This window comes from Streptomyces sp. NPDC033177 (assembly GCF_055577715.1).
This window is the reverse complement of the sequence record NZ_JBVIPS010000012.1, coordinates 335,529-357,379: the sequence shown is the minus strand read 5'-3', so window position 1 is coordinate 357,379 and position 21,851 is coordinate 335,529. Positions and strand designations below refer to the sequence as shown.

The 21,851-nt window shown below is 70.5% G+C and carries 18 protein-coding genes; 6 read left to right on the top strand and 12 right to left on the bottom strand.

From position 1 onward, the window contains the following. Nucleotides 1-15 precede the first annotated feature (15 nt). The gene (locus ACZ5U5_RS36375; protein WP_469030542.1) at nt 16-1,041 is read right to left on the bottom strand and encodes an ATP-dependent 6-phosphofructokinase; all 1,026 of its coding nucleotides are present in this window, start codon (nt 1,039-1,041) and stop codon (nt 16-18) included. 309 nt (nt 1,042-1,350) lie between these two features. On the opposite strand from ACZ5U5_RS36375, the gene pta reads away from it, so the two are divergent. The 3 genes from pta (at nt 1,351) to pyk (ending at nt 6,224) form a co-directional block, all read left to right on the top strand. Beyond that, nucleotides 1,351-3,438, top strand: coding sequence for a phosphate acetyltransferase (gene pta, locus ACZ5U5_RS36370; protein ID WP_469030540.1), 2,088 nt, complete (start codon nt 1,351-1,353; stop codon nt 3,436-3,438). A gap of 23 nt (nt 3,439-3,461) precedes the next feature. Further along, on the top strand, nt 3,462-4,682 hold the full coding sequence (locus ACZ5U5_RS36365) for an acetate kinase (RefSeq protein ID WP_469030538.1): 1,221 nt from the start codon (nt 3,462-3,464) through the stop codon (nt 4,680-4,682). Between the two features lie 111 nt (nt 4,683-4,793). Continuing rightward, a complete protein-coding gene (gene pyk, locus ACZ5U5_RS36360; protein WP_469030535.1) occupies nt 4,794-6,224 on the top strand; it encodes a pyruvate kinase in 1,431 nt (476 codons plus the stop codon). 82 nt (nt 6,225-6,306) lie between these two features. Here the strand turns inward: pyk and ACZ5U5_RS36355 are convergent, their stop codons facing one another. The 4 genes from ACZ5U5_RS36355 to ACZ5U5_RS36340 form a co-directional block, all read right to left on the bottom strand. Then, the gene (locus ACZ5U5_RS36355; protein ID WP_469030533.1) at nt 6,307-7,644 is read right to left on the bottom strand and encodes a hypothetical protein; all 1,338 of its coding nucleotides are present in this window, start codon (nt 7,642-7,644) and stop codon (nt 6,307-6,309) included. Continuing rightward, nucleotides 7,634-8,188, bottom strand: coding sequence for a DUF6114 domain-containing protein (locus ACZ5U5_RS36350; RefSeq protein WP_469030531.1), 555 nt, complete (start codon nt 8,186-8,188; stop codon nt 7,634-7,636). The genes ACZ5U5_RS36355 and ACZ5U5_RS36350 overlap by 11 nt, the downstream gene beginning before the upstream one ends. A gap of 139 nt (nt 8,189-8,327) precedes the next feature. Then, on the bottom strand, nt 8,328-8,945 hold the full coding sequence (locus tag ACZ5U5_RS36345; protein WP_363209339.1) for a DUF6230 family protein: 618 nt from the start codon (nt 8,943-8,945) through the stop codon (nt 8,328-8,330). A 590-nt stretch (nt 8,946-9,535) separates the two neighbouring features. Continuing rightward, nucleotides 9,536-10,522, bottom strand: a complete 987-nt coding sequence (locus tag ACZ5U5_RS36340) for a tetratricopeptide repeat protein (protein WP_469030528.1) — start codon at nt 10,520-10,522, stop codon at nt 9,536-9,538. A gap of 362 nt (nt 10,523-10,884) precedes the next feature. Between ACZ5U5_RS36340 and ACZ5U5_RS36335 the strand changes: the two genes are divergently transcribed. After that, on the top strand, nt 10,885-11,535 hold the full coding sequence (locus ACZ5U5_RS36335; RefSeq protein WP_469030525.1) for a TetR/AcrR family transcriptional regulator: 651 nt from the start codon (nt 10,885-10,887) through the stop codon (nt 11,533-11,535). Between the two features lie 377 nt (nt 11,536-11,912). Here the strand turns inward: ACZ5U5_RS36335 and ACZ5U5_RS36330 are convergent, their stop codons facing one another. Both ACZ5U5_RS36330 and ACZ5U5_RS36325 read right to left on the bottom strand, forming a co-directional pair. After that, nucleotides 11,913-12,929, bottom strand: coding sequence for a GDP-mannose 4,6-dehydratase (locus ACZ5U5_RS36330; protein WP_469030523.1), 1,017 nt, complete (start codon nt 12,927-12,929; stop codon nt 11,913-11,915). Continuing rightward, on the bottom strand, nt 12,926-14,119 hold the full coding sequence (locus tag ACZ5U5_RS36325; RefSeq protein WP_469030520.1) for a UDP-N-acetylglucosamine--N-acetylmuramyl-(pentapeptide) pyrophosphoryl-undecaprenol N-acetylglucosamine transferase: 1,194 nt from the start codon (nt 14,117-14,119) through the stop codon (nt 12,926-12,928). Before ACZ5U5_RS36325 ends, ACZ5U5_RS36330 begins: the two co-directional genes overlap by 4 nt. Before the next feature lie 64 nt (nt 14,120-14,183). On the opposite strand from ACZ5U5_RS36325, the gene ACZ5U5_RS36320 reads away from it, so the two are divergent. Continuing rightward, nucleotides 14,184-14,924 (top strand): response regulator transcription factor, encoded by a 741-nt coding sequence (locus tag ACZ5U5_RS36320; RefSeq protein ID WP_469030518.1) that lies wholly within the window; start codon nt 14,184-14,186, stop codon nt 14,922-14,924. Continuing rightward, nucleotides 14,921-16,306 (top strand): sensor histidine kinase, encoded by a 1,386-nt coding sequence (locus ACZ5U5_RS36315; RefSeq protein ID WP_469030515.1) that lies wholly within the window; start codon nt 14,921-14,923, stop codon nt 16,304-16,306. Before ACZ5U5_RS36320 ends, ACZ5U5_RS36315 begins: the two co-directional genes overlap by 4 nt. Nucleotides 16,307-16,320: 14 nt before the next feature. Here the strand turns inward: ACZ5U5_RS36315 and ACZ5U5_RS36310 are convergent, their stop codons facing one another. From ACZ5U5_RS36310 to ACZ5U5_RS36290, 5 genes are all read right to left on the bottom strand, one after another. Then, nucleotides 16,321-17,421 (bottom strand): alpha/beta fold hydrolase, encoded by a 1,101-nt coding sequence (locus tag ACZ5U5_RS36310; RefSeq protein ID WP_469030513.1) that lies wholly within the window; start codon nt 17,419-17,421, stop codon nt 16,321-16,323. Between the two features lie 188 nt (nt 17,422-17,609). Continuing rightward, nucleotides 17,610-19,310, bottom strand: a complete 1,701-nt coding sequence (locus ACZ5U5_RS36305; protein WP_469030511.1) for an acyl-CoA mutase large subunit family protein — start codon at nt 19,308-19,310, stop codon at nt 17,610-17,612. Nucleotides 19,311-19,523: 213 nt separating this feature from the next. Next, complete coding sequence (locus ACZ5U5_RS36300; RefSeq protein WP_469030508.1) at nt 19,524-19,856, bottom strand: DUF3817 domain-containing protein; 333 nt, start codon at nt 19,854-19,856, stop codon at nt 19,524-19,526. Between the two features lie 68 nt (nt 19,857-19,924). Further along, the gene (locus ACZ5U5_RS36295; RefSeq protein WP_363308244.1) at nt 19,925-20,434 is read right to left on the bottom strand and encodes a MarR family winged helix-turn-helix transcriptional regulator; all 510 of its coding nucleotides are present in this window, start codon (nt 20,432-20,434) and stop codon (nt 19,925-19,927) included. Nucleotides 20,435-20,444: 10 nt separating this feature from the next. Beyond that, entirely contained in the window at nt 20,445-21,806 is a 1,362-nt protein-coding gene (locus ACZ5U5_RS36290) for an MFS transporter (RefSeq protein WP_469030505.1), read from the bottom strand. Between the last annotated feature and the right edge of the window lie 45 nt (nt 21,807-21,851).

Genomic DNA, 21,851 nt, shown 5'->3' with positions numbered 1-21,851 from the left:
GCAGGACAGCGCCCCCTAGAAGACCGACTCCGCCTCGTCCATCCGGTCCTTCGGCACCGTCTTCAGCTCGGTGACCGCTTCCGCGAGCGGCACCATCGTGATGTCGGTGCCCCGCAGGGCCGTCATCCGGCCGTAGTCGTCGCGGTGCACCGCCTCCACCGCGTGCCAGCCGAAGCGGGTCGCGAGGACACGGTCGTACGCCGTCGGGGTGCCGCCGCGCTGGACGTGGCCGAGGATGACCGGCTTGGCCTCCTTGCCGAGGCGGGTCTCCAGTTCGTACGCGAGCGCCGTGCCGATGCCCTGGAAGCGCTCGTGGCCGAACTGGTCGATCGCGCCCTTGCCGTAGTTCATGGTGCCCTCGGCGGGGTGCGCGCCCTCCGCCACGCAGATCACCGCGAACTTCTTGCCGCGCGAGAACCGCTCCTCGACCAGTTTGACCAGGTCAGCGGGGTCGAAGGCGCGCTCCGGGAGGCAGATGCCGTGGGCACCGCCCGCCATGCCGGACTCCAGGGCGATCCAGCCCGCGTGCCGGCCCATGACCTCGACCACCATCACGCGCTGGTGGGACTCGGCGGTCGTCTTGAGGCGGTCCATCGCCTCCGTGGCGACCCCCACCGCCGTGTCGAAGCCGAAGGTGCGGTCCGTGGAGGAGATGTCGTTGTCGATCGTCTTCGGGACGCCCACCACCGGCAGGCCCGCGTCCGACAGCATCTTCGCGGCAGTGAGGGTGCCCTCGCCGCCGATCGGGATCAGGGCGTCGAAGCCGATCTCCTTGGCAAGCGCCTGCGCGTCCTCGCAGGCCGCGCGGAAGCGGTCGCGCTCCAGGCGCGAGGAGCCGAGGATCGTTCCGCCGCGGGCCAGGATGCCGCTGACCTCGTTGAGGCCGAGGGAGCGGTAGCGGCCGTCGAGCAGGCCCGCGTAGCCGTCCTCGAAGCCGATGACCTCGTCGCCGTAGTGCGTGACGGCTCGGTGCACGACCGACCGGATCACTGCGTTGAGGCCAGGGCAGTCGCCGCCTGCGGTGAGAATTCCGATGCGCATCGTGCTGTGTCTCCTGCTCGCTGTTGATGCGTGTGAGCCGGTCCGATTGTTCCACGACCGCGCACCCGGTGCCGCTCACCCACGGAGCGACCCCGTTCACGGCTGCCCCGGCCGATCCTGGGGAGAAGGCCCTTGGGCCCGCTCCACGAGGCCTTTCGTCCGGCGGGCGACCTAGCCAGCCGCAGAGGTATTGTCAAGAGGGCACGGCAGCCATATCGGGTCATTTGTCCGGCCCTGACGGAAGTCGCCCGGTCACGCCGGGCGCCCAGGGAAACCCGCGGCGGAGCAGCGGAGAAGGAGAGAGCACGCGTGACGCGCAGCGTGTACGTGACCGGGATCGACCGCGGCGACGGCCGCCAGGTCATCGAGCTGGGAGTCATGGAACTCCTGACCCGCCAGGTCGACCGGGTGGGGGTCTTCCGGCCGCTGGTCCACGACGGACCCGATCGCCTCTTCGATCTTCTGCGGGCCCGCTACCGGCTCGCTCAGGACGCGGCATCCGGGTACGGCATGGACTACCACGAGGCCTCCGCGATCCAGGCCGAGCAGGGCACCGACGAGCTGGTCAGCCAGCTCGTCGACCGTTTTCACCGGGTCGCCCGGGACTACGAGATCGTCCTGGTGCTCGGCACGGACTTCGCCGACACGCAGCTCCCGGACGAGCTGTCCCTCAACGCCCGGCTCGCCAACGAGTTCGGCGCCTCGGTGATAGCCGTAGTCGGCGGCAAGAACCAGACCGCCGAATCCGTCCGCGCCGAGACGCGCAACGCCTACCGTGCCTACGAGAGCCTGGGCTGCGACGTCCTGGCGATGGTCACCAACCGGGTGGCGCCCGCCGACCGCGACGAGATCTACGAGGGCCTCGCGGCCGGCCTTCCCGTACCCAGCTATGTCCTGCCGGACGAGCCCGCGCTCGCCGCCCCCACGGTCGCCCAGATCACCCACGCGCTCGGCGGGCGCGTCGTGCTCGGCGACGACGCGGGCCTGGCGCGAGACGCTCTCGACTTCGTCTTCGGCGGCGCGATGCTGCCGAACTTCCTGAACGCCCTGACCCCGGGCTGCCTCGTGGTCACCCCCGGGGACCGCGCCGACCTCGTGGTGGGCTCGCTCGCCGCGCACAGCGCCGGTACGCCGCCCATCGCGGGCGTCCTGCTGACCCTCAACGAACAGCCCGGCGAGGCGATCCTGAAGCTCGCCGACCGCCTCGCGCCCGGCACCCCGGTCATCGCGGTGTCCGGCGGCTCGTTCCCCACCGCGGGTGAACTCTTCGCCCTGGAGGGGAAGTTGAACGCCGCCACGCCCCGCAAGGCGGAGACGGCCCTCGGGCTCTTCGAGCGGTACGTCGACACGGCGGGGCTGCTCGGCCGCGTACAGGCCCCCAGCAGCGACCGCGTCACGCCGATGATGTTCGAGCACAAGCTCCTGGAGCAGGCCCGCTCCGACAAGCGCCGCGTCGTGCTGCCCGAGGGCACCGAGGAGCGTGTCCTGCGCGCCGCCGACGTGCTCCTGCGCCGCGGTGTCTGCGACCTGACGCTGCTCGGCCCGGTCGAGCAGATCCGCAAGAAGGCCGCGGACCTCGGCGTCGACCTCGCCGCGTCGCAGCTCATCGACCCGCAGACCTCCGAGCTGCGGGACGCGTTCGCCGCCAAGTACGCCGAGCTGCGCGCCCACAAGGGCGTCACCGTCGAGCTGGCGTACGACGTCGTCGCGGACGTGAACTACTTCGGCACCCTGATGGTGCAGGAGGGGTTCGCCGACGGCATGGTTTCGGGTTCTGTTCACTCCACGGCCGCCACCATCCGGCCCGCGTTCGAGATCATCAAGACGAAGCCGGACGCCTCGATCGTCAGCTCGGTCTTCTTCATGTGCCTCGCCGACAAGGTGCTCGTCTACGGCGACTGCGCGGTCAATCCGGACCCGAACGCCGTGCAGCTCGCCGACATCGCCGTCCAGGCGGCGGCCACCGCCGAGCAGTTCGGCGTGGAGCCGCGGATCGCGATGCTGTCGTACTCGACGGGTACGTCGGGTTCGGGCGCCGACGTCGACAAGGTGCGCGAGGCGACGGAGCTGGTGCGGGAGAGCCGGGGCGACCTGAAGATCGAGGGTCCGATCCAGTACGACGCGGCCGTGGAGCCCTCGGTCGCGGCGACGAAGCTGCCGGACTCGGAGGTCGCGGGGCAGGCGAGCGTGCTGATCTTCCCGGACCTGAACACCGGCAACAACACGTACAAGGCCGTGCAGCGCTCGGCCGGCGCGATCGCCGTGGGCCCGGTCCTCCAGGGCCTGCGCAAGCCGGTCAACGACCTGTCCCGCGGCGCCCTCGTGCAGGACATCGTCAACACCGTCGTGATCACCGCGATCCAGGCCCAGGGCCCGGCCGTCGCCCCCTCCGTATGACGTCTACAGAAAGCATTCCTCCTGTGAGCGCCACCCGTGTCCTCGTCCTCAACTCCGGCTCGTCGTCGGTGAAGTACCAGCTCCTCGACATGAGCGACAGCTCACGCCTCGCGGTCGGCCTGGTCGAGCGCATCGGCGAGGAGACCTCGCGGCTCAAGCACACCCCGCTGGCCGGCGGCGGCGAGGAGCGGGAGCGCGAGGAGCCGATCGCCGATCACGAGGCCGCGCTGAAGGCGGTCGCCGCCGAGCTGGCCGCCGACGGGCTCGGCCTCGACTCCCCCGAGCTGGCCGCGATCGGCCACCGCGTGGTGCACGGCGGCCTGAAGTTCACCGAGCCGACGGTCATCACGGACGAGGTGCTCGCGGAGATCCAGCGGCTGGTGCCGGTGGCGCCGCTGCACAACCCGGCCAACATCACCGGCATCCGCACGGCCCAGGCGCTGCGTCCCGACCTCCCGCAGGTCGCCGTCTTCGACACGGCGTTCCACACGACGATGCCGGAGTCGGCGGCGCGCTACGCGATCGACGTGGCCACCGCCGACCAGCACCGCGTGCGGCGCTACGGCTTCCACGGGACGTCGCACGCATACGTGTCCCGGGAGACCGCCAAGCTGCTCGGCAAGACGCCCGAGGACGTGAACGTCATCGTGTTGCACCTGGGCAACGGCGCCTCCGCGAGCGCCGTGCGGGGCGGCAGGTGCGTGGAGACATCGATGGGGCTCACACCGCTTGAGGGGCTCGTGATGGGTACCCGTTCCGGTGACGTGGACCCGGCGGTCGTCTTCCACCTGGCCCGCGTCGGCGGGATGTCGATCGACGAGGTCGACACCCTGCTCAACAAGAAGAGCGGTCTGGTCGGTCTCTGCGGCGACAACGACATGCGGGAGATCCGGCGCCGGATCGACGGGGGCGACGAGGCCGCCTCGCTCGCCTTCGACATCTACATCCACCGTCTGAAGAAGTACATCGGCGCCTATTACGCGGTGCTCGGCCGGGTGGACGCCATCGCGTTCACGGCGGGGGTCGGTGAGAACGCGGCGCCGGTGCGGGAGGCTGCCGTCGCGGGCCTGGAGGAACTGGGGCTCGCGGTCGACGGAGAACTCAACGCCGTACGTTCCGACGAGGCCCGGCTGATCTCACCGGAGTACGCGCGGGTCGCGGTCGCCGTCGTCCCCACCGACGAGGAGCTGGAGATCGCTCAGCAGACATATGCATTGGTGGGGAACCCGCAGAACCCGTCATAACCGCAATTCATCAGCATTTCTTCACCGCAACGCCTGAGCGCAGTTCCGCCCATTTGTAGATTCCACCAGACGGAATATTCCGAAGCGAAACAAACCGATAGGATCGCCCCTATGCGCCGTTCCAAAATCGTCTGCACGCTGGGCCCCGCCGTCGACTCCGAAGAGCAGCTCGTCTCGCTGATCGAGGCCGGCATGAATGTGGCCCGCTTCAACTTCAGCCACGGCACGCACGCCGAGCACCAGGGGCGGTACGACCGCGTCCGTGCGGCTGCCGACAAGACCGGCCGTGCCGTCGGCGTCCTCGCCGACCTGCAGGGCCCGAAGATCCGTCTGGAGACCTTCGCCGAGGGACCCGTCGAGCTGGTGCGCGGTGACGAGTTCACCATCACCACCGAGGACGTCCCCGGCGACAAGTCGATCTGTGGCACCACCTACAAGGGCCTGCCCGGTGACGTCTCCAAGGGCGACCAGGTCCTGATCAACGACGGCAACGTCGAGCTGCGGGTCGTCGAGGTGAGCGGGCCGCAGGTGAAGACGATCGTCGTCGAGGGCGGCGTCATCTCCGACCACAAGGGCATCAACCTGCCCGGCGCGGCCGTGAACGTGCCCGCGCTCTCCGAGAAGGACATCGAGGACCTGCGCTTCGCGCTGAAGATGGGCTGCGACATGGTCGCCCTCTCCTTCGTGCGCGACGCGAGCGACGTCAAGGACGTCCACAAGGTGATGGACGAGGAGGGCCGCCGGGTCCCCGTCATCGCCAAGGTGGAGAAGCCGCAGGCCGTCGCCAACATGGAGGGCGTCGTCGCGGCCTTCGACGCCGTCATGGTCGCCCGTGGCGACCTGGCCGTCGAGTACCCGCTCGAGAAGGTCCCGATGGTGCAGAAGCGCCTGGTGGAGATGTGCCGCCGCAACGCCAAGCCGGTGATCGTCGCGACCCAGATGATGGAGTCGATGATCACCAACTCGCGCCCCACGCGCGCCGAGGCGTCCGACGTCGCCAACGCGATCCTGGACGGCGCGGACGCGGTCATGCTGTCCGCCGAGTCGTCCGTGGGCGCCTACCCGATCGAGACCGTCAAGACGATGTCGAAGATCGTCGCGGCGGCCGAGGAGGAGCTGCTCGCCAAGGGTCTGCAGCCGCTCGTGCCCGGCAAGAAGCCGCGTACGCAGGGTGGTTCGGTGGCCCGTGCCGCGTGCGAGATCGCCGACTTCCTCGGCGGCGAGGCGTTGATCGCCTTCACGCAGTCCGGTGACACGGCCCGCCGTCTGTCCCGCTACCGCGCGGCCCAGCCGATCCTGGCCTTCACCACCGACGAGGCCACCCGCAACCAGCTCTCCCTGAGCTGGGGCGTCGACTCGTACGTCGTGCCGCACGTCGACAACACCGACGCGATGGTCGACCTCGTCGACGCCGAGCTGATCAAGCTGAACCGCTTCAACGACGGCGACACCGTGATCATCACGGCCGGTTCGCCCCCCGGTGTCCCCGGCACCACCAACATGGTCCGGGTGCACCACCTGGGCGGCGTCGGCCGCGACTGACGCACCACCCGAGCCGTACGACACTGAGGGCGCCCCCTGATGCAGGGGGCGCCCTCAGCGCTTTTGCGGCTCCCGGTGAAGATCAGTCGGTGATCGTCTGGCTCAGGCCGGGGACGTGCAGGTTGCCGCCGAACTGGCCCGCCTGCTGCACCTTCACGTCCGTGAAGTAGATCAGCGGGATGTTCAGGGGCGGCGGGTGCTCCGGGTCGAACGTGATCGGGATCAGGCCGAAGAGCTTGCCGGAGATCGACTCGGTGTACATCGTCGTCTCGCCGCCACGGATCGTGGACGTGGAGCCCTTCTCGGCCTGGACGTGGTACTTCTTCCCGGCCGGGCCCTCGACGATCTGGTGCAGGTCGCCGATGTCCGTGTTCTGGACGACGTACTTCAGTGCCTGCTTGCTCTTGCCGTTGGGCATCGTCAGGTTCACGACGCCCTGGTAGTCCGCGCCCTTGAGGGTGAGCGAGCTGGCCTCCAGGTTCCACGGCTGGTTCGGGATCGGCGCGGGCGTCTGCTCGGCCTTTCCGTCGACCTTCTTCTCGACCACGCACGGGAACGGCTTCTTGCCGTTCTCGTCCGGTGCCATCGGGTCCGCGGACTCCTCGGCCTTCGCCTTGTCGGCAGCCTCCTGGGCCGCCTTCTCGGCGTCTTCCTTGGCCTTGTCGACCGCGTCCCCGGCCTTGTCGGCACCGTCCTCGACGCCGTCCTTGACCCCGTCGAGGGTGTCGTCGACGGGCTTGGTGACGTCGTCGACCGTGTTCTTCGCCTTGTCCTCGGGGGACTCGGGCGACTTGCTCTCCTCCGAGGCCGAGGGGGTCGGCGTGGGGCTCTCGGACTCCTTCTCGTCAGGCGTGAAGAGATCCTTGAGCGCGGGGCCGACACCCAGCGGGTCCAGCGGGTTCTTGGTCTCGGAGGGCTCCGGAGCGGGCTCCTCGGCCTTGTCGTCCTTGTCCTCGGAGGCGGACGGCGCCGGGGTCGGCTCGGCCTTGTCGGAGCTTCCTGAGCCGTCGGAGTCCGAGCCCGCCTTGTCACCGGCGGAGGGCGAGGGAGTCGGCTCGGCGGCCTCGTCCTTCTTGGCCTCGTCCTTCTTGGCGGCGTCCTTCTCCGCCTGCTCCTTCGCCGCCTTCTCCTCGGCAGCCTCGTCGGCTTCCTTCTCGGTGTCCTTCGAGGCGTCGTCCGGCGCCGTGACACACGGGCCGTCCTGGAAGGGGTTCTTCGGCAGCGGCTTGGCCTGCGCGAGCTGGGGGGTCAGACCCATGCCCATGAGGACGGCGGTCGGCATGGCCGCGATGGCTATCGCCTTGCCCGCCGGGACGTGCAGGCGGGTCAGGAGCGGCTTTCTGGGTGCCGCGTGGCGCGGCCCGGATCTCGCGCGGGGCTGACCCGCGGAGTCCTCATGGTGCACCTCGTCAGCCGGCACGGTGCCTCCCGTTCGTCCCGTTGTCCGGGCTCGTTCCTGACAGATCGTCCGTAGTGCCGCTCACCCCGTTCGCGGCCCCCGCGGCCGCGGGCTCCGGCGCCCCGTTGTCGGAGCCTTCGGCCCGCTTCCTCGCGGATTGCTTCACCGGCTTGTCCGCCGCCCAGGAGATGCCGAGGGCACCGCCGAGCATCGCGAGCAGGAAGCCGACGACGAAGCCGCCGAAGTTGGAGACCACCAGAGAGACCAGGGCGAGCAGAATCGCCGCGACACCCGCGAAGATCCGGGAATGCGGCTGGAACCACATGGTCAGGCCGAGCACGACAAGCAGGACACCGATGATCAGCGAGCCGGCACCGGCGGTCGTCGCCATCCGGATCGTCATGGTGCCGATCGTGAGGTTCGCGTACGGGAAGTACATGATCGGGATGCCACCGAGCAACGTCAGCAGACCACCCCAGAACGGGCGCTGACCGCGCCACCCTCGGAACGATCGGCGCATCCGGCCGAGCTTGTCGCCCAGTCCCACTTGCGCTTCGGCGCTCATGTCGTACAGCTCCTCGGGGAATGGCGTTGGTTCTGTGTCCTGCGGATTCGGGCACGGGGACGGTCGAGGTCAAGATCCGTGCGCCCCCGCGCCCGGCCGTTTCTTCGCGACAAGTGCCGCTGCTAAGGCGTCAGTCGCCTCAGTAGCACTCGTGCTTGCCCTTCTTGACCGACATGGCAAGACCGGAGAGCTTGAAGGTGCCGGCCGTGGTCGCCCACGCGCGCTGCTTGACGTCGGTGAACCGCACCTTGTCGGCCTGCTGCGCGAACGAGTCAGGGACGTACTTGTCGCCCTTCGACGGACCCGGGCCCTTGGTGGTCCGGTCGATCGAGACACCGATGTCCACGTTGGTGAACGTGGCGTCGGCCTTCAGGTCATCGGCGTCGATGTAGAGCTTCTTCGCCTCGACCCTGGGGCCGCCCTTGCCGCCGGCCTTGAGGGTCATCGACACATCGCCGAAGACGGGGACCGGAACGACGACGGACTGACACAGGTTGGTGATCTTGGCCGAGTCGAGGCCGACGACGGCGACCGGGTGGTTACCCGACTTGCCGCTGTCAAGCGCCCCGTACTGGACGAAACCCGTACCGTCGAGCTGGTCGGCAGTCACCTTGAACTGCTGACCGGACACACTGAACGATGCCGCGAGTGCACCCTGCGAGAGGGCCACGCCTATCGCGGCAGTCGCCGCGACGCTCGGCACCATGACTACGGCGAACCGCTTCCATCTGGTTCCGCCACGAGCCACGGACTCCATGACTTTCCTCCTTCTCGGACGTACATCTCCGGCCCTGGCTGCTGCCGTTCGACGGCTCAGCCGGGCAGGGATGGGAGAAGCGCTACGTCCTCGGGAGATCACCCCCGAGCGACAACCACTGGTCGCACGCGACACGCACAACCTGCCGGACAGGCTCTGCCGGACGGCAGAGACCCCCCTGTCCTAGACCGGCGACGGGGTGTCTCCGGCCTGCTCGGTGGGGACCCAGAAAGCCCGCTCCCGACTGGCTTTCGGGCTGCGGGTCAATGGACCGAGCGTCGCCGATCGTGGTGCATTCTCGGTCGCCGCACAAGGGGGTTCGTTACTGGCTAGTAACGGCGCGATAACCGAACCACGACCGCCCGGTATCGGTCGGCCACGGACGGTGCACCCATGGGCAGGAACAGAACGGGATGTTGAAGGGCACACCAGGACAGAAGTCCGACCTGGACTTACTCCAAGTAACAGTGGCCGCGTTTACCAAGTTTTGGTAAAGCGCGGCCACTGTGACGCCTTGACGGCGAATTTTCACTCGGGCATCACAAGCCCCGGCGTTTAGGGACTGGTCAGCGATCGGCCCGGGAAACGGATCAGAAGAGGACCCGCGCGAGCTGCGTGCGCGCCGCGGTCACCCGCGGGTCGTCCGCGCCGACCACCTCGAGGAGTTCGAGCAGCCGCACGCGCGCGGCGTCCCGGTCGTCGCCCGCCGTGCGCCGCACCGCGTCGATGAGCCGGCCGAAGGCGTCCTCCACATGGCCGCCCACCAGATCCAGGTCGGCGGCGGCGATCTGCGCGGCCACGTCCGCGGGCCGGTCGGCGGCGTCCTTGCGGACCTGCTGCGGGTCAAGGCCCTCGACACGCTGCAGCAGTTCGGCCTGCGCCAGGCCGAGCTTCGCCTCGGTGTTGCCCGGGTCGTCGTTCAGTACGTTGCGGTACGCCTGCACCGCGCCGCCCAAGTCGCCCGCATCCAGCGCCTGTACGGCGGCTTCGAGCAGGGCGTCGTGCGGTCCCGCGGGCACCTCGGCGACGGGGGCTTCCTGCTGCTCCCCGCCCTGGGCGTCCGGGTCGACGGTGAGGCCGGTCAGACCGAAGCGCTCCTCGCCGACCTGGATCAGCTGGTCCAGGGTCTGCCGGATCTGCTCCACCGGGGCCGCGCCCTGGAAGAGCGGCAGGGCCTGTCCGGCCACCACCGCGAAGACGGCCGGGATCCCCTGGACCCCGAACTGCTGCATCAGCATCTGATTGGCGTCGACGTCGATCTTGGCGAGGACGAAACGGCCGTTGTACTCCCGCGCGAGGCCTTCGAGCAGCGGGCTCAGCTGCTTGCACGGCTCGCACCACTCGGCCCAGAAGTCGATGACGACGGGCACTTCGGTGGAGCGCTGCAGGACCTCGCGCTCAAAACCGGCCTCGTCTACGTCGATGACGAGGCTGGACGGCGAGACGCCCGATACGGCGCCCCCACCCTGCCTGGCGGCTTCGGCGCGCGCCTGCTCCGCCTTCGCCTTGGCCTCCTGGGCCGCCTTCACGGCGGCGAGGTCGACGACTCCGCTCATGGACATGTTCCGTGGCTGCATGAGTACATCCTCCCCCAAGCCGTGCGGGAACCGCGCCCGTCCGAGACCCCCCGCCGGATTGCGGGGCCGCGGACGGCCGTGGCGCCAAGGTCCCGAGGAGGACCGATGGTTGTGGCGCAGGGTCCCCACCCTGTGCCGGTGCGTGCCGCTCTGGTTGTCGCTGTGGTTGTCGCCGTTCATTCGCGGCGAAAGAAAGTGGGCGCCGAGGAGTTGCCGTTCGTCTCGCCCACTTCTCTTTCGCTACGCCTCGTAGCGTAACTGCCGTGCGGCGTCGTGTGGACGGCGGACCTGCGAGAACTTCGGTGATCTGGCTCACTCGCCCGCGCTCCGACCGACTCCGTACTGGCCGGTATGGTCGCGGGATGCAGAGCCGCATCCCCCCACCAGCCCGCACCGGTGGCCGCCCCCGCAACGCCGCGGCGGACACCGCGATCCTGGAGTCGACCCGCCAGGCCCTGGTCGAGCTCGGCTGGTCCAAGCTGACCCTGGGAGACGTCGCCACGCGTGCGGGCGTCGCCAAGACGACCCTGTACCGGCGCTGGGCGGGCAAGAGCGAGCTGGTCGTGGACGCGGTGGCGGAGCTGTTCGACGAGTTGGAGCTGCCGGACCGCGGCAGCCTGGCCGCGGACATCGAGGGCGTGGTGCTCCAGTTCGCGGCGCTGCTCGGCCGTCCCGAGACGAAGACCGCGCTGATGGCGGTGGTGGCCGAGTCGACGTCGGACGAGCCGCTGCGGGAGCGCATCCGTACGTCGATCGTGGACCGCCAGAAGCGTCTTGTCCTCGCGGGGCGCAAGCGGGCGCAGGAGCGCGGTGAGCTCCCCGCGGAACCCGACCCCGCCGCGGCGGGCCGGACCGCCGACCTCATCTTCGACGTGATCGCCGGAGCGGTGGTGCACCGCGCCCTGGTGAGCGCGGAACCGGTGGACGAGGACTGGGCCCACCGCTTTACGTTGCTCTTGCTGGGCGGGTTGGCGGCGGCGGCAACTGGCCCCGGGGCCTCAACCAGTCCCTGACCGGGCCCCGGCCCTGCGGCTGCGGCTACGGCTGCGGTGAGAGCAGAACCGCCGCTGCGCGGCGGACGCCCCCTCCCACCCACCCGTGCACCCCGCAGTACCTCCGCGACGATCACGGCACCTGTGGTGCCGCCCAAGCCCGCCGCTTCGCGGCGGATATCTCCTCCCACCCACCCGTTCACCCCGCAGTACAACCGCCGGGCAATCGGGTGGGTGGGTGGGGAAAAACCGCCGCGAAGCGGCGAATTGAAACTCACAGCGAAACGGTCGGCCAGAGACACCCAGCGCACGATCCGGGGCAATCGGGCGGGTGGGCGGGAACCATCCGCCGCGAAGCGGCCGGCTCGGGCATCGTCAAGGCCGCCCCAGGCGACGACTCAGACCTGGTAGCGGTCCACCGCGAAGAGGTGGAGGTTCTCGGCCACCCACTCCGACGTCCGCTTCAAGCCCTCCGTCAAGGACACCGACGGAGTCCACCCCGCCCACTCCCTCGCCCGCGAGTTGTCCGAAAGCAGCCGCTGGACCTCGCTGCCCGAAGGGCGGAGGCGGGACGGGTCCACGACCACCTCCGCCTCGCGCCCGGACGCCTCGATCAGCGCCTGCGCCAGGTCCCCGATCGAGATCTCCCGGCCCACGCCGAGGTTCACCGCGTGGCCCAGGGCCGCATCGCACCGCGCCAGGTCCATGAAGCCCCGCGCGGTGTCCGTCACGTACGTGAAGTCCCGGGTGGGCGTGAGCGAGCCGAGCTTGATCTCCCGGGCTCCCGAGTGCAGTTGGGCGAGGATCGTGGGGATCACCGCGCGGGCCGACTGCCGCGGGCCGTAGGTGTTGAAGGGGCGCACGACCGTCACCGGCAGCTCGAAGGCGTGCCAGTGCGAGAGCGCCATCATGTCGGCGCCGATCTTCGACGCGGAGTACGGGGACTGGGGCTGGAGGGGGTGGGCCTCGCTGATGGGCGCCGTCAGCGCCGTCCCGTACACCTCGCTCGTGGAGGTGTGGACGAGCCGCCGCACGTCGTGCCGCCTGCACGCCTCCGCCACGTTCTCCGTGCCGACGACGTTCGTCTGGACGTACGCCCCCGGCGAGTCGTACGAGTACGGGATGCCGATCAGCGCGGCCAGGTGGAAGACCGTGTCGCAGCCCTCGACCGCGTCCATCACCCGCCCCGCGTCCCGCACGTCGCCCGCGAGCATCTCGACCCGCGGGTCCCCGAGCAGGTGCGCGAGGTGGCCCTTCTCCGCGTACGGCTTGTAGTGCACGAAGGCGCGGACCCGCGCGCCCTGTTCCAGGAGCAGGTCGACGAGCGTCGAGCCGATGAAGCCCTCCGCCCCGGTGACGAGGACCGTGCGGCCCGCCCAGCTGAAGGTGTGGTCACTCTGGTCACTGCTGCTCATGCGTACTCCAAGTGCGGTGTGTGGTGGGTGAGTCGGATGACCTGCTCGGCGAGCAGGTCGGCGGCCCGCGCGTGCGGGCCCGGATCGGCCGCCCCGCTCATCGCGGCCAGCCGCGCGGGATCGGCGAGCAGCGGCCCGACGAGCTCCGCGAGCCGCGTGGCCGTCGTCTCGCCGTCGGGGAGCAACAGCCCCGCGCCCGCGTCGGACAGGACACGCGCGTTGTGGGTCTGGTGGTCGCCGGGCGCGTGCGGATAGGGGACGAGGACGGCGGGCACCCCGGTGGCGGCGAGTTCGGCGACGGTCGCCGAACCGGCGCGGCAGACCACCAGATCGGCGGCCGCATACGCGAGGTCCATCCGGTCGAGGTAGGGCACGGCGCGCGCGGTCGCCTCCACGCCCGCCTCCGTCAGGCGCCGCCGCGTCTCGTCGAGCGCGGCGGGCCCCGTCTTGATCAGGAGCTGTACGTCGGCGCGGTGCCGCCAGCGTGCCGCGAGCCCCACGGCCGCCTCGGTGAGACGGGCGGCGCCCAGGCTGCCGCCGTTGAACAGCAGCAGCCGGGCCGCGTCCGGAACCCCGTACTCCCGCCGTGCCTCGGCCCGCAGCGCGCCCCGGTCGAGCGTGGCGAGCGGCGCCGCGATGGGCATCCCGGTGGTGTACGCCCGCTCGCCGCCCGGCAGATGCTCCCGGCTGCGGTCGAAGGCGACGGCGATGTTCGGGGTGAGGCGGGCCGCGAAACGGTTGGCCCGGCCCGGCACGGCGTTGGACTCGTGGATGAGGCTCGGCAGGCCGGCCATCCTGGCGCCGACGATGACGGGAGCGCTCGGGTAGCCACCCATCCCGACGGCCACCTGCGCGCCCTGCTCCCGCAGGATCGCCCGGCACTGGGCGCCGGACTTCACGAGGGCCGCGGGCAGGAGGAAGCGCTTGGCGCCGAGCGAGGGGTCGAACGGAATCATGTCGACGGTGTGCAGGCGGTACCCGGCCTCGGGTATCAGCCGGGTCTCCAGGCCCCGTTCCGTACCGACGAAGGAGACGACCGCGCCCGGCACCGCCCGGCGCAGGGCGTCGGCGAGGGCGAGCCCGGGATAGATGTGTCCACCGGTGCCGCCCGCGCCGATGACGACGGAGAGAGGGGCCCGCCCGTAGGCATGGGCCCCTGCCTCGGGAGATCGCATATCGGGTGTTCGCATGGCAATGGAGCATCACGAGCAGGTCTAAGAGGGTTTTAAGAGCCGCGTTTGGCACCTTGGGTCCATGAGCTTCACGAGCAGGCCGGGCCCACCCGTGACCGGCGGCGGCCCGCCGCCCGCCAAGATCCTCGTGGTCGACGACGATCCCGAGGTCCGCGCGGCGGTCGAGGACGGCCTCACCGTCGAGGGCCACCTGGTGCGCGGCGCGGCGGACGGCCAGCGCGCGCTCTCGGCGGTGGCCCGCTGGGAGCCGGACCTCGTGGTCCTCGACGTGATGATGCCGGTGATGGACGGCCTCGCCGTCTGCCGTCAGATGCGCGCCCTCGGCGACCGCACCCCCGTCCTCGTCCTCACCGCCCTCGGCTCGGTGAGCGAGCGCGTCGACGGCCTCGACGCGGGCGCCGACGACTACCTGGTGAAACCCTTCGCCCTTGACGAGCTCGTCGCCCGCGTCCGCGCCCTCCTGCGCCGCTCCGCCCCCGAGCAGCTCTCCGCCGCCGAAGGCGACGACCTGGCGTACGGCGACCTCGTTCTCGACCCGTCGACCCGCACCGGCCGCCGCGGCCACCGCACGGTCGAGTTCAGCCGCACCGAGGCAGCCCTGCTCGAACTGCTCCTGCGCAACGCCGGGCAAATCCTTCCGCGCGAACTCATCCAGGAGTCGGTCTGGGGGCGCGACTTCGGCCCGGACTCCAACTCCCTTGCCGTGTACGTGGGTTACCTGCGCCGTAAGCTGGAGTCGGGCGGCGAACCGCGGCTCGTGCACACCGTGCACGGCGTCGGCTACCGGCTGGGCAGCCCGTGAGCGCCCGGCGCAGGCTCGGCGCGCAGTGGCGGCGCAGGCGCCCGCTGCGCACCCGGCTCGCGCTCGCCGCGGCGGCGGCCGTCGCCCTCGTCGCGGTCGGGGTGTGCGTGGCCGCGTTCCTCGTCATCCGCTACAAGCTCTACCAGCAGCTCGACCAGAACCTCACCCAGTCGGCGACCCTCATCGCCCAGCAGCGGGAGTACGACGCCGAGCCGGGCGTCGTGGCGGGCGAGTGCCGCTACCCCGGCGCCCCCGCCTGCTCCCAGATCGTCCCCGCCGACCCCGCGAAGGACCCCTCGAAGCCGTATCTGCTCCCGGTCACCGAGGCCACCAGAAAGGTCGCGAGCGGCCGGGCGGCCCCGTACTACACGAGCCTGACGCTGTACGGGAAACCGACCCGGATGTACACGACCAACTACGGCACGGGGAGCGCCGTCCAGGTCGCCCTGCGCGCCGACATCGCCGAGCGCGGCGTGCGGCAGGCCGCCGGGCTCCTTTCCGCGGTGGGCGGCGCCGGAGTGCTCCTGTCGGGGCTCGGCGGCTACTGGGTCTCGCGCACCGGCCTCGCCCCGGTCGCCCGCCTCACCGCCACCGCCGAGCGCATCGCGGCGACGCGTGACGCCCGCCACCGCATCGAGCTGCCGCCGGGACCGCCGGGCCGCGAGGACGAGGTGACCCGGCTCGCCGCCTCGTTCAACGCGATGCTGGCCGAACTTGAGGAGTCGGTCACCGCACGCCGCCGTCTGGTCGCCGACGCCTCGCACGAGCTGCGTACGCCGCTGACCGCGCTGCGCACCAACGCCGAACTCCTCGCCCGCGCCGACCGGTTGACCGAAGCGCAGCGCGAGCGGGCGTCCGGCGCGCTCGCCCGGCAGCTCCGCGAAGTGACCGGCATGGTCAACGACCTCATCGAGCTGGCACGCGACGAGGAGCCGCAGCCCCTCCTGGAGGAGGTGCGGCTCGCTCCCCTGGTCGGCCATGTCGTGGACGCGGCGCGCGGCCACTGGCCACAGGTGCCGTTCACGCTGCACGTGACGCCGGAGGCCGACGGCGTGAGCATCCCCGGCGTGCCGGCGCGCCTGGCCCGCCTCGTCACCAACCTCCTGGACAACGCGGCCAAGTTCAGCCCGCCGGGCACACCCGTGGAGGTCTCCCTCTCCCCCGCCGCCCTGACGGTCCGCGACCACGGGCCCGGCATCGCGGAGGAGGACCTGCCGTACGTCTTCGACCGCTTCTACCGCGCCGAGAAGGCCCGCGCCCTGCCGGGCTCGGGCCTCGGTCTCGCGATGGCCCGCCAGATCGCCCACGCGCACGGGGCGGAACTCTCGGCTGAGAGGGCGCCGGGCGGCGGCGCGCTGTTCAGACTGACGCTGCCCGGCTGATCACTCGCAGTCGGTCAGTTGTTCTTCCAGGCACAACTGCCCAGCGTGGCCCTGCCCTTGGCGAGGAGCCGGTCGGCCTCGTCGGCGGGCAGCACGCGCGTGTGCTTGCCGCGGCAGATGACCGTGCGGTCGCCGTGTCCCGCCAGGTCGACCAGGATCTGGTCCCAGTGGCGGTACTGCACGTCGTGCCCGGAGTCCGCGTACGTACGCACGGTCGCCTTGCCCGGCAGGGCGTCCTGCCAGGTCTTGAGGGTGGCCGGCGGCACGGTCGTGTCCTTCTTGCCGCCGTAGAGGTAGACGGGCGCGTCGAGCTTCTTCAGGTCAGGTCCCGGGCGCCCGCAGTACAGCTTCTGCTCGTGCACCTGCGGCGCGGGGTCGGCCTGCTGGCCGCGCTGGTTGTAGGTGCGCGCGCCTTCCTCGTACGCCGTGTCGGCGAAGCCCGGTATCGACTTCACGGGACTGTCGTCGGGGAACGCCCACCACTTGCGCGGGTCCTTGATGGAGTCCTTCACGGTGGCGGCCAGCTCGTCGTCGGACATCGAGCAGTACGCGGGCTTCGTGCCGTAGGGCGGCAGGGCGGCCGCTAGGTGCAGGGCCGATACGCGCTCGGGGGCGCGCCCGGCGAGCTCCGCGGCGTAGGGACCGCCGCCGGAGATCGCGATCACGCTCACGTCGTCCACGCCGAGCTTGTCGAGGACTTCGAGGGTGTCGTCGGCGAAGTCGGCCTTGCCGAGCTTCTCGTCGTACTCCGTGTCGCCGAAGCCGTTGCGCTCGACGGATATGAGGCGAAGACCCAGGTCCTCACGGGTCGTGCGGAAGAAGTCCGTCATGTGCGCAGCGCGGGCGCTGGTGCCGGTGCCGCCGATGAACAGGACGGGCTTGCCCTTCTTGTTCCCGGTGTCGGAGTAGTGAGCCGTCCGGCCGTTCGAGAGCTTTGCCGCGTGCACGTCGGGGCCCAGCGAGTCGAAGGTGTCCTGGACCTTCGGCTCGGCGGGCGGGCTCGCGCTCACCTCTCCGGAGCCGTACACCGTCAGCGCACCGAGCAGCGTGAGCGTCGCCGCTCCGATGGCGATCACGGCGGTACGGGTGGGGCCGGGCAGGCTCACGGGTGACACAGGGTGACTCCAGGGGCAGGGCGGGTGGACGGGCGGCGCCTACCCAGCCGCGCGCATCTGACACCCATGAGTTTCCGCCGAATCCAGCGGGCCCTGAAGGGGCCCGTCAGGGGCCCGTCAGGGGCGCGGGGAACTGCGCGACCAGCCACAACGGGCCCGCAGATCCCCACGCACCTGAAGCACCCGAACTAGAACCCCGGCGGCTCCGTGTAAATCCCCCACTCGTCCCGCAGGACACCACAGATCTCCCCGAGGGTCGCCTCCGCACGGACCGCCTCCAGCATGGGCGGGATCATGTTCGCCCCGCCCCGCGCAGCGGCAAGCATCGCGTCGAGTGAGCCCCGCACCCGAACCTCGTCCCGCGCCGAGCGGCGAGCCCCCAGCACCTTGACCTGCTCACGCTCGACCTCATGAGAGACCCGCAGAATCTCCAGGTCACCGGTGACGGAACCATGGTGGACATTCACGCCCACGACACGCTTGTCGCCCTTCTCCAGGGACTGCTGGTACTGGAAGGCGGACTCGGCGATCTCACCGGTGAACCAGCCGTCCTCTATGCCGCGCAGGATGCCCGAGGTGATCGGCCCGATCGGGTGCTGACCGTCCGGGTGCGCCCTGCGCCCCCGCTCCTTGATCTGCTCGAAGATCTTCTCGGCGTCGGCCTCGATGCGGTCGGTGAGCTGCTCGACGTACCAGGAGCCGCCAAGCGGGTCCGCCACATTGGCGACGCCGGTCTCCTCCATGAGCACCTGCTGCGTACGCAGCGCGATCTCGGCGGCCTGCTCGCTCGGCAGCGCGAGGGTCTCGTCGAGGGCGTTCGTGTGCAGGGAGTTCGTGCCGCCGAGGACCGCGGAGAGGGCCTCGACAGCGGTGCGTACGACGTTGTTGTAGGGCTGCTGGGCGGTGAGCGAGACGCCCGCGGTCTGCGTGTGGAAGCGCAGCCACTGGGCCTTGTCCGTCTTCGCGCCGTACACGTCCCGCATCCAGCGCGCCCAGATGCGGCGCGCGGCACGGAACTTGGCGATCTCCTCGAAGAAGTCCAGGTGCGCGTCGAAGAAGAAGCTCAGCCCTGGCGCGAAGACGTCTACGTCCATGCCGCGGCTCAGGCCGAGCTCGACGTACCCGAAGCCGTCCGCGAGGGTGTACGCGAGCTCCTGCGCGGCCGTCGCCCCGGCCTCGCGGATGTGATAGCCGGAGACCGACAGGGGCTTGTACGCGGGGATGTCGCGCGCGCAGTGCTCCATCAGGTCGCCGATGAGGCGCAGGTGCGGCTCGGGCTGGAAGAGCCACTCCTTCTGCGCGATGTACTCCTTGAAGATGTCCGTCTGGAGCGTGCCGTTCAGGACGGCCGGGTCAATGCCCTGCCGCTCGGCGGCGACCAGGTACATGCAGAAGACGGGGACGGCGGGTCCGGAGATCGTCATCGACGTCGTGACGTCACCGAGCGGAATGTCCTTGAACAGGACCTCCATGTCGGCGGCGGAGTCGATGGCGACGCCGCAGTGCCCGACCTCGCCCAGGGACTGGGGCTCGTCGGAGTCCCTGCCCATCAGGGTCGGCATGTCGAAGGCCACGGAGAGGCCGCCGCCGCCGTTGGCCAGGATCATCTTGTAGCGCTCGTTCGTCTGCTCGGCGTTGCCGAAGCCGGCGAACTGGCGGATGGTCCAGGTCCGGCCGCGGTAGCCGGTGGCGTGCAGTCCGCGGGTGAAGGGGTACTCGCCGGGCCATCCGATCCGCTCGAATCCCTCATAGGTGTCCCCGGGCCGTGGCCCGTAGACCGGCTCGACCGGGTCACCGGAGAGCGTGGTGAAATCCGCGTCGCGCTTCTTCGCGGTGTCGTACCGGGCCTGCCAGCGACGGCGGCCCTCCTCGATGGCGTCAGCGTCCATACCCTCGAATTTACTTGGACGTCCTAGTAAATGTCGAGGCGTGGCGCCACCGGCTACGCCGAAGCGCCGCCACGGGCAGGCCCGTGACGGCGCTTCGAGGCGAAGAAGCGGGGGCTCGGCGGAGCCCCGGGGGCGCCCCGCAAGGGGCGCGGGGAACTGCGCGACCAGCCCCCACCGGCCCGCAGGCCGATCACCGCACTCCCAGCGGAGCGCTTACGCCTTGGCGGCGACCGGGGAGCCGTCGGTGATCAGCGGCTCGACGTCCCGCGCGACCTTGCGCTCGACGAAGAACGCGGCGGTGGGGATGGTGCCCGACACGAGGACCCACAGCAGCTTCCCGAACGGCCACTTCGCCTTGGAGCCCAGGTCGAAGGCGAAGATCAGGTAGATGATGTAGAGGACGCCGTGGACCTGGGAGACGACCAGCGTCAGGCCCTCGCCCTTGTCGAAGCCGTACTTGAAAATCATGCAGGTGCACAGCACGAGCAGCATGACGGCGGTGACGTAGGCCATCACCCGGTAACGGGTCAGCACGGATCGCTTCATGCCCACGAGCGTATCGGCCCGTTTTGCGCGATCTTCGGGCGGCCCCGGCACGAGCGGAACGGCAGCTTCTACTGCTCTTCGAAGTCCTCGGCGGCGACCCGCAGGGGCCGCAGCATCGCGAAGATCTCCGCGCACTCCTCGGCGTCGTACACCCCGAGCCCGAAGTCCATCGCCATCAGCTCGCGGGTGGCCGCCTCGACGACCTCGCGGCCCTTCTCCGTGATGGAGGCGAGCGTGCCGCGCCCGTCGTTCGGATTGGGGCGCTTGTCGACGAGGCCGGACTTGACCAGGCGGTCGACGGTGTTGGTGACGGACGTGGGGTGGACCATGAGCCGCTCGCCGATCTTGGACATCGGCAACTCACCGGCCTGCGAGAACGTCAGCAGGACCAGGGCCTCGTACCGCGCGAAGGTCAGCCCGTAGGGCTTGACGACCGCGTCGACCTCGCCGAGCAGGATCTGGTGCGCCCGCATGATCGAGGTGATCGCACCCATGGCCGGAACGGATCCCCAGCGCTGCTTCCAGAGCTCGTCGGCGCGGGCGATGGGATCGAAGGGGAGGCTGAGCGGCTTCGGCACGCCAAAGACCTTACCCGCCGGTCACATGGTGGTCAGCCCCGTCTCGCGATTCGGTCGCCTGTTCCCGTAGGTTGGCGGGTTTGCCGTCGGCCGTACGGTGTGCGGCGTCCGTACGACGTGTGGCACGCACCTCGGCTGCCAGGGCGAGGCAGCAGACCGTGCCGAGCACCCCCGACGCCGTGACGACGGTGCTCACCGCGAAGAACTCCGCCGCGAGCCCGGCGAGCGCCATCCCGACCCCCTGGATCGTCATGAGCCCCGCCGTGTGCACGGTCATCGCCCGCCCGCGCAGCTCCTCGGGGACGGCGTCGACGAACCACCGGTCGACGCCCAGCGTGTACGCCGACCCGGCGCCGGCGAGCACGAGGGCGAGCATCGCCCACAGGAGGCCCGGCGTGACCGCGTACACCGTGAGCGGCAGCAGCGTGACGGACGCGAGCGGCAGCGCGACGCGGGCGCGGGAAGCCGCGGAGAGCATGGACCCCGCGTACAGCTCCGCGGCGATCGTGCCGACCGGCAGCGCACACATCAGGAGGCCGACGCCCGCGACGCCGACCCCGATCTGGTCGGCGTACGGAGCGGCCAGCGCCTCCGGGGTGACCATGAACATCGGCGGCGCCCAGAGGAGGAGCAGCAGCGCCCTGATCCGCCGGTCGCCGAGCACCCGTCCGGCGCCGCTGAGCGAGTACTTGACCAGGGCGGAGCCGCCGCCCCCGCGCGCGGGCCTGCGCTTGGTCCCGCAGCGCAGGAGCAGCGCGGAGGCGGCGAACGTGCAGACGGTGATGAGGAGCGCCCCGCGCGGTGACACGACGGTGAGCAGGACGCCGCCGAGCCCGAACCCGACGAGCACGGAGCTCTGCGAGACGATCCGCAGCAGCGAGCGCCCGAGGATGAACAGGTCACCGTCCCCGAGGATGTCGGTGAGGGTGGCCATCCGCGTCCCGTTGAACACCGGTGACACGAGGGCGATGACGCACCGCAGCGCGAGCAGGGCGAAGACGGGCGTGGCGGGCAGGGCCATGAGCGCCGCGCACCCGGCACACACCACGTCGCACAGCACGAGCACCCGGCGCGGCGGGTACCGGTCGGCGATCCCGGACAGCAGCGTCCCGCCCACGAGGTAGGGCAGCATCCCCAGGGCGAAGGTGAGCGCGCCGAGCAGCGGCGAGCCGGTGAGCCCGTACACGAGCACGGTGAGCGCGACCTCGCTGACGACCACACCGAGCAGTGAGAGCGCGTGGGCGAGGAAGACGGCACGGAACTCTCGGATCGTGAACAGGCGGAGATAGCCGGTGGGTTCGGGGGCGACGGGTTCGTGAGCGGTGGGTTCGGGGGCGGTGGCTTCGGGGGCGGTGGGGTTCTCTTCGGGCATGCCCGGACCCTGCACGCGCGCGTGCCCGCCGCCCTAGAGTTTCGG

What these genes read in the sequence shown, in the direction of transcription:
- ACZ5U5_RS36375 (WP_469030542.1), bottom strand. Translation starts at nt 1,041, where the DNA reads ATGCGCATCGGAATTCTCACCGCAGGCGGCGACTGCCCTGGCCTCAAC.
- pyk (WP_469030535.1), top strand. Translation starts at nt 4,794, where the DNA reads ATGCGCCGTTCCAAAATCGTCTGCACGCTGGGCCCCGCCGTCGACTCC.
- ACZ5U5_RS36350 (WP_469030531.1), bottom strand. Translation starts at nt 8,188, where the DNA reads ATGAGCGCCGAAGCGCAAGTGGGACTGGGCGACAAGCTCGGCCGGATG.
- ACZ5U5_RS36345 (WP_363209339.1), bottom strand. Translation starts at nt 8,945, where the DNA reads ATGGAGTCCGTGGCTCGTGGCGGAACCAGATGGAAGCGGTTCGCCGTA.
- ACZ5U5_RS36340 (WP_469030528.1), bottom strand. Translation starts at nt 10,522, where the DNA reads ATGCAGCCACGGAACATGTCCATGAGCGGAGTCGTCGACCTCGCCGCC.
- ACZ5U5_RS36335 (WP_469030525.1), top strand. Translation starts at nt 10,885, where the DNA reads ATGCAGAGCCGCATCCCCCCACCAGCCCGCACCGGTGGCCGCCCCCGC.
- ACZ5U5_RS36330 (WP_469030523.1), bottom strand. Translation starts at nt 12,929, where the DNA reads ATGAGCAGCAGTGACCAGAGTGACCACACCTTCAGCTGGGCGGGCCGC.
- ACZ5U5_RS36325 (WP_469030520.1), bottom strand. Translation starts at nt 14,119, where the DNA reads ATGCGAACACCCGATATGCGATCTCCCGAGGCAGGGGCCCATGCCTAC.
- ACZ5U5_RS36320 (WP_469030518.1), top strand. Translation starts at nt 14,184, where the DNA reads ATGAGCTTCACGAGCAGGCCGGGCCCACCCGTGACCGGCGGCGGCCCG.
- ACZ5U5_RS36305 (WP_469030511.1), bottom strand. Translation starts at nt 19,310, where the DNA reads ATGGACGCTGACGCCATCGAGGAGGGCCGCCGTCGCTGGCAGGCCCGG.
- ACZ5U5_RS36300 (WP_469030508.1), bottom strand. Translation starts at nt 19,856, where the DNA reads ATGAAGCGATCCGTGCTGACCCGTTACCGGGTGATGGCCTACGTCACC.
- ACZ5U5_RS36290 (WP_469030505.1), bottom strand. Translation starts at nt 21,806, where the DNA reads ATGCCCGAAGAGAACCCCACCGCCCCCGAAGCCACCGCCCCCGAACCC.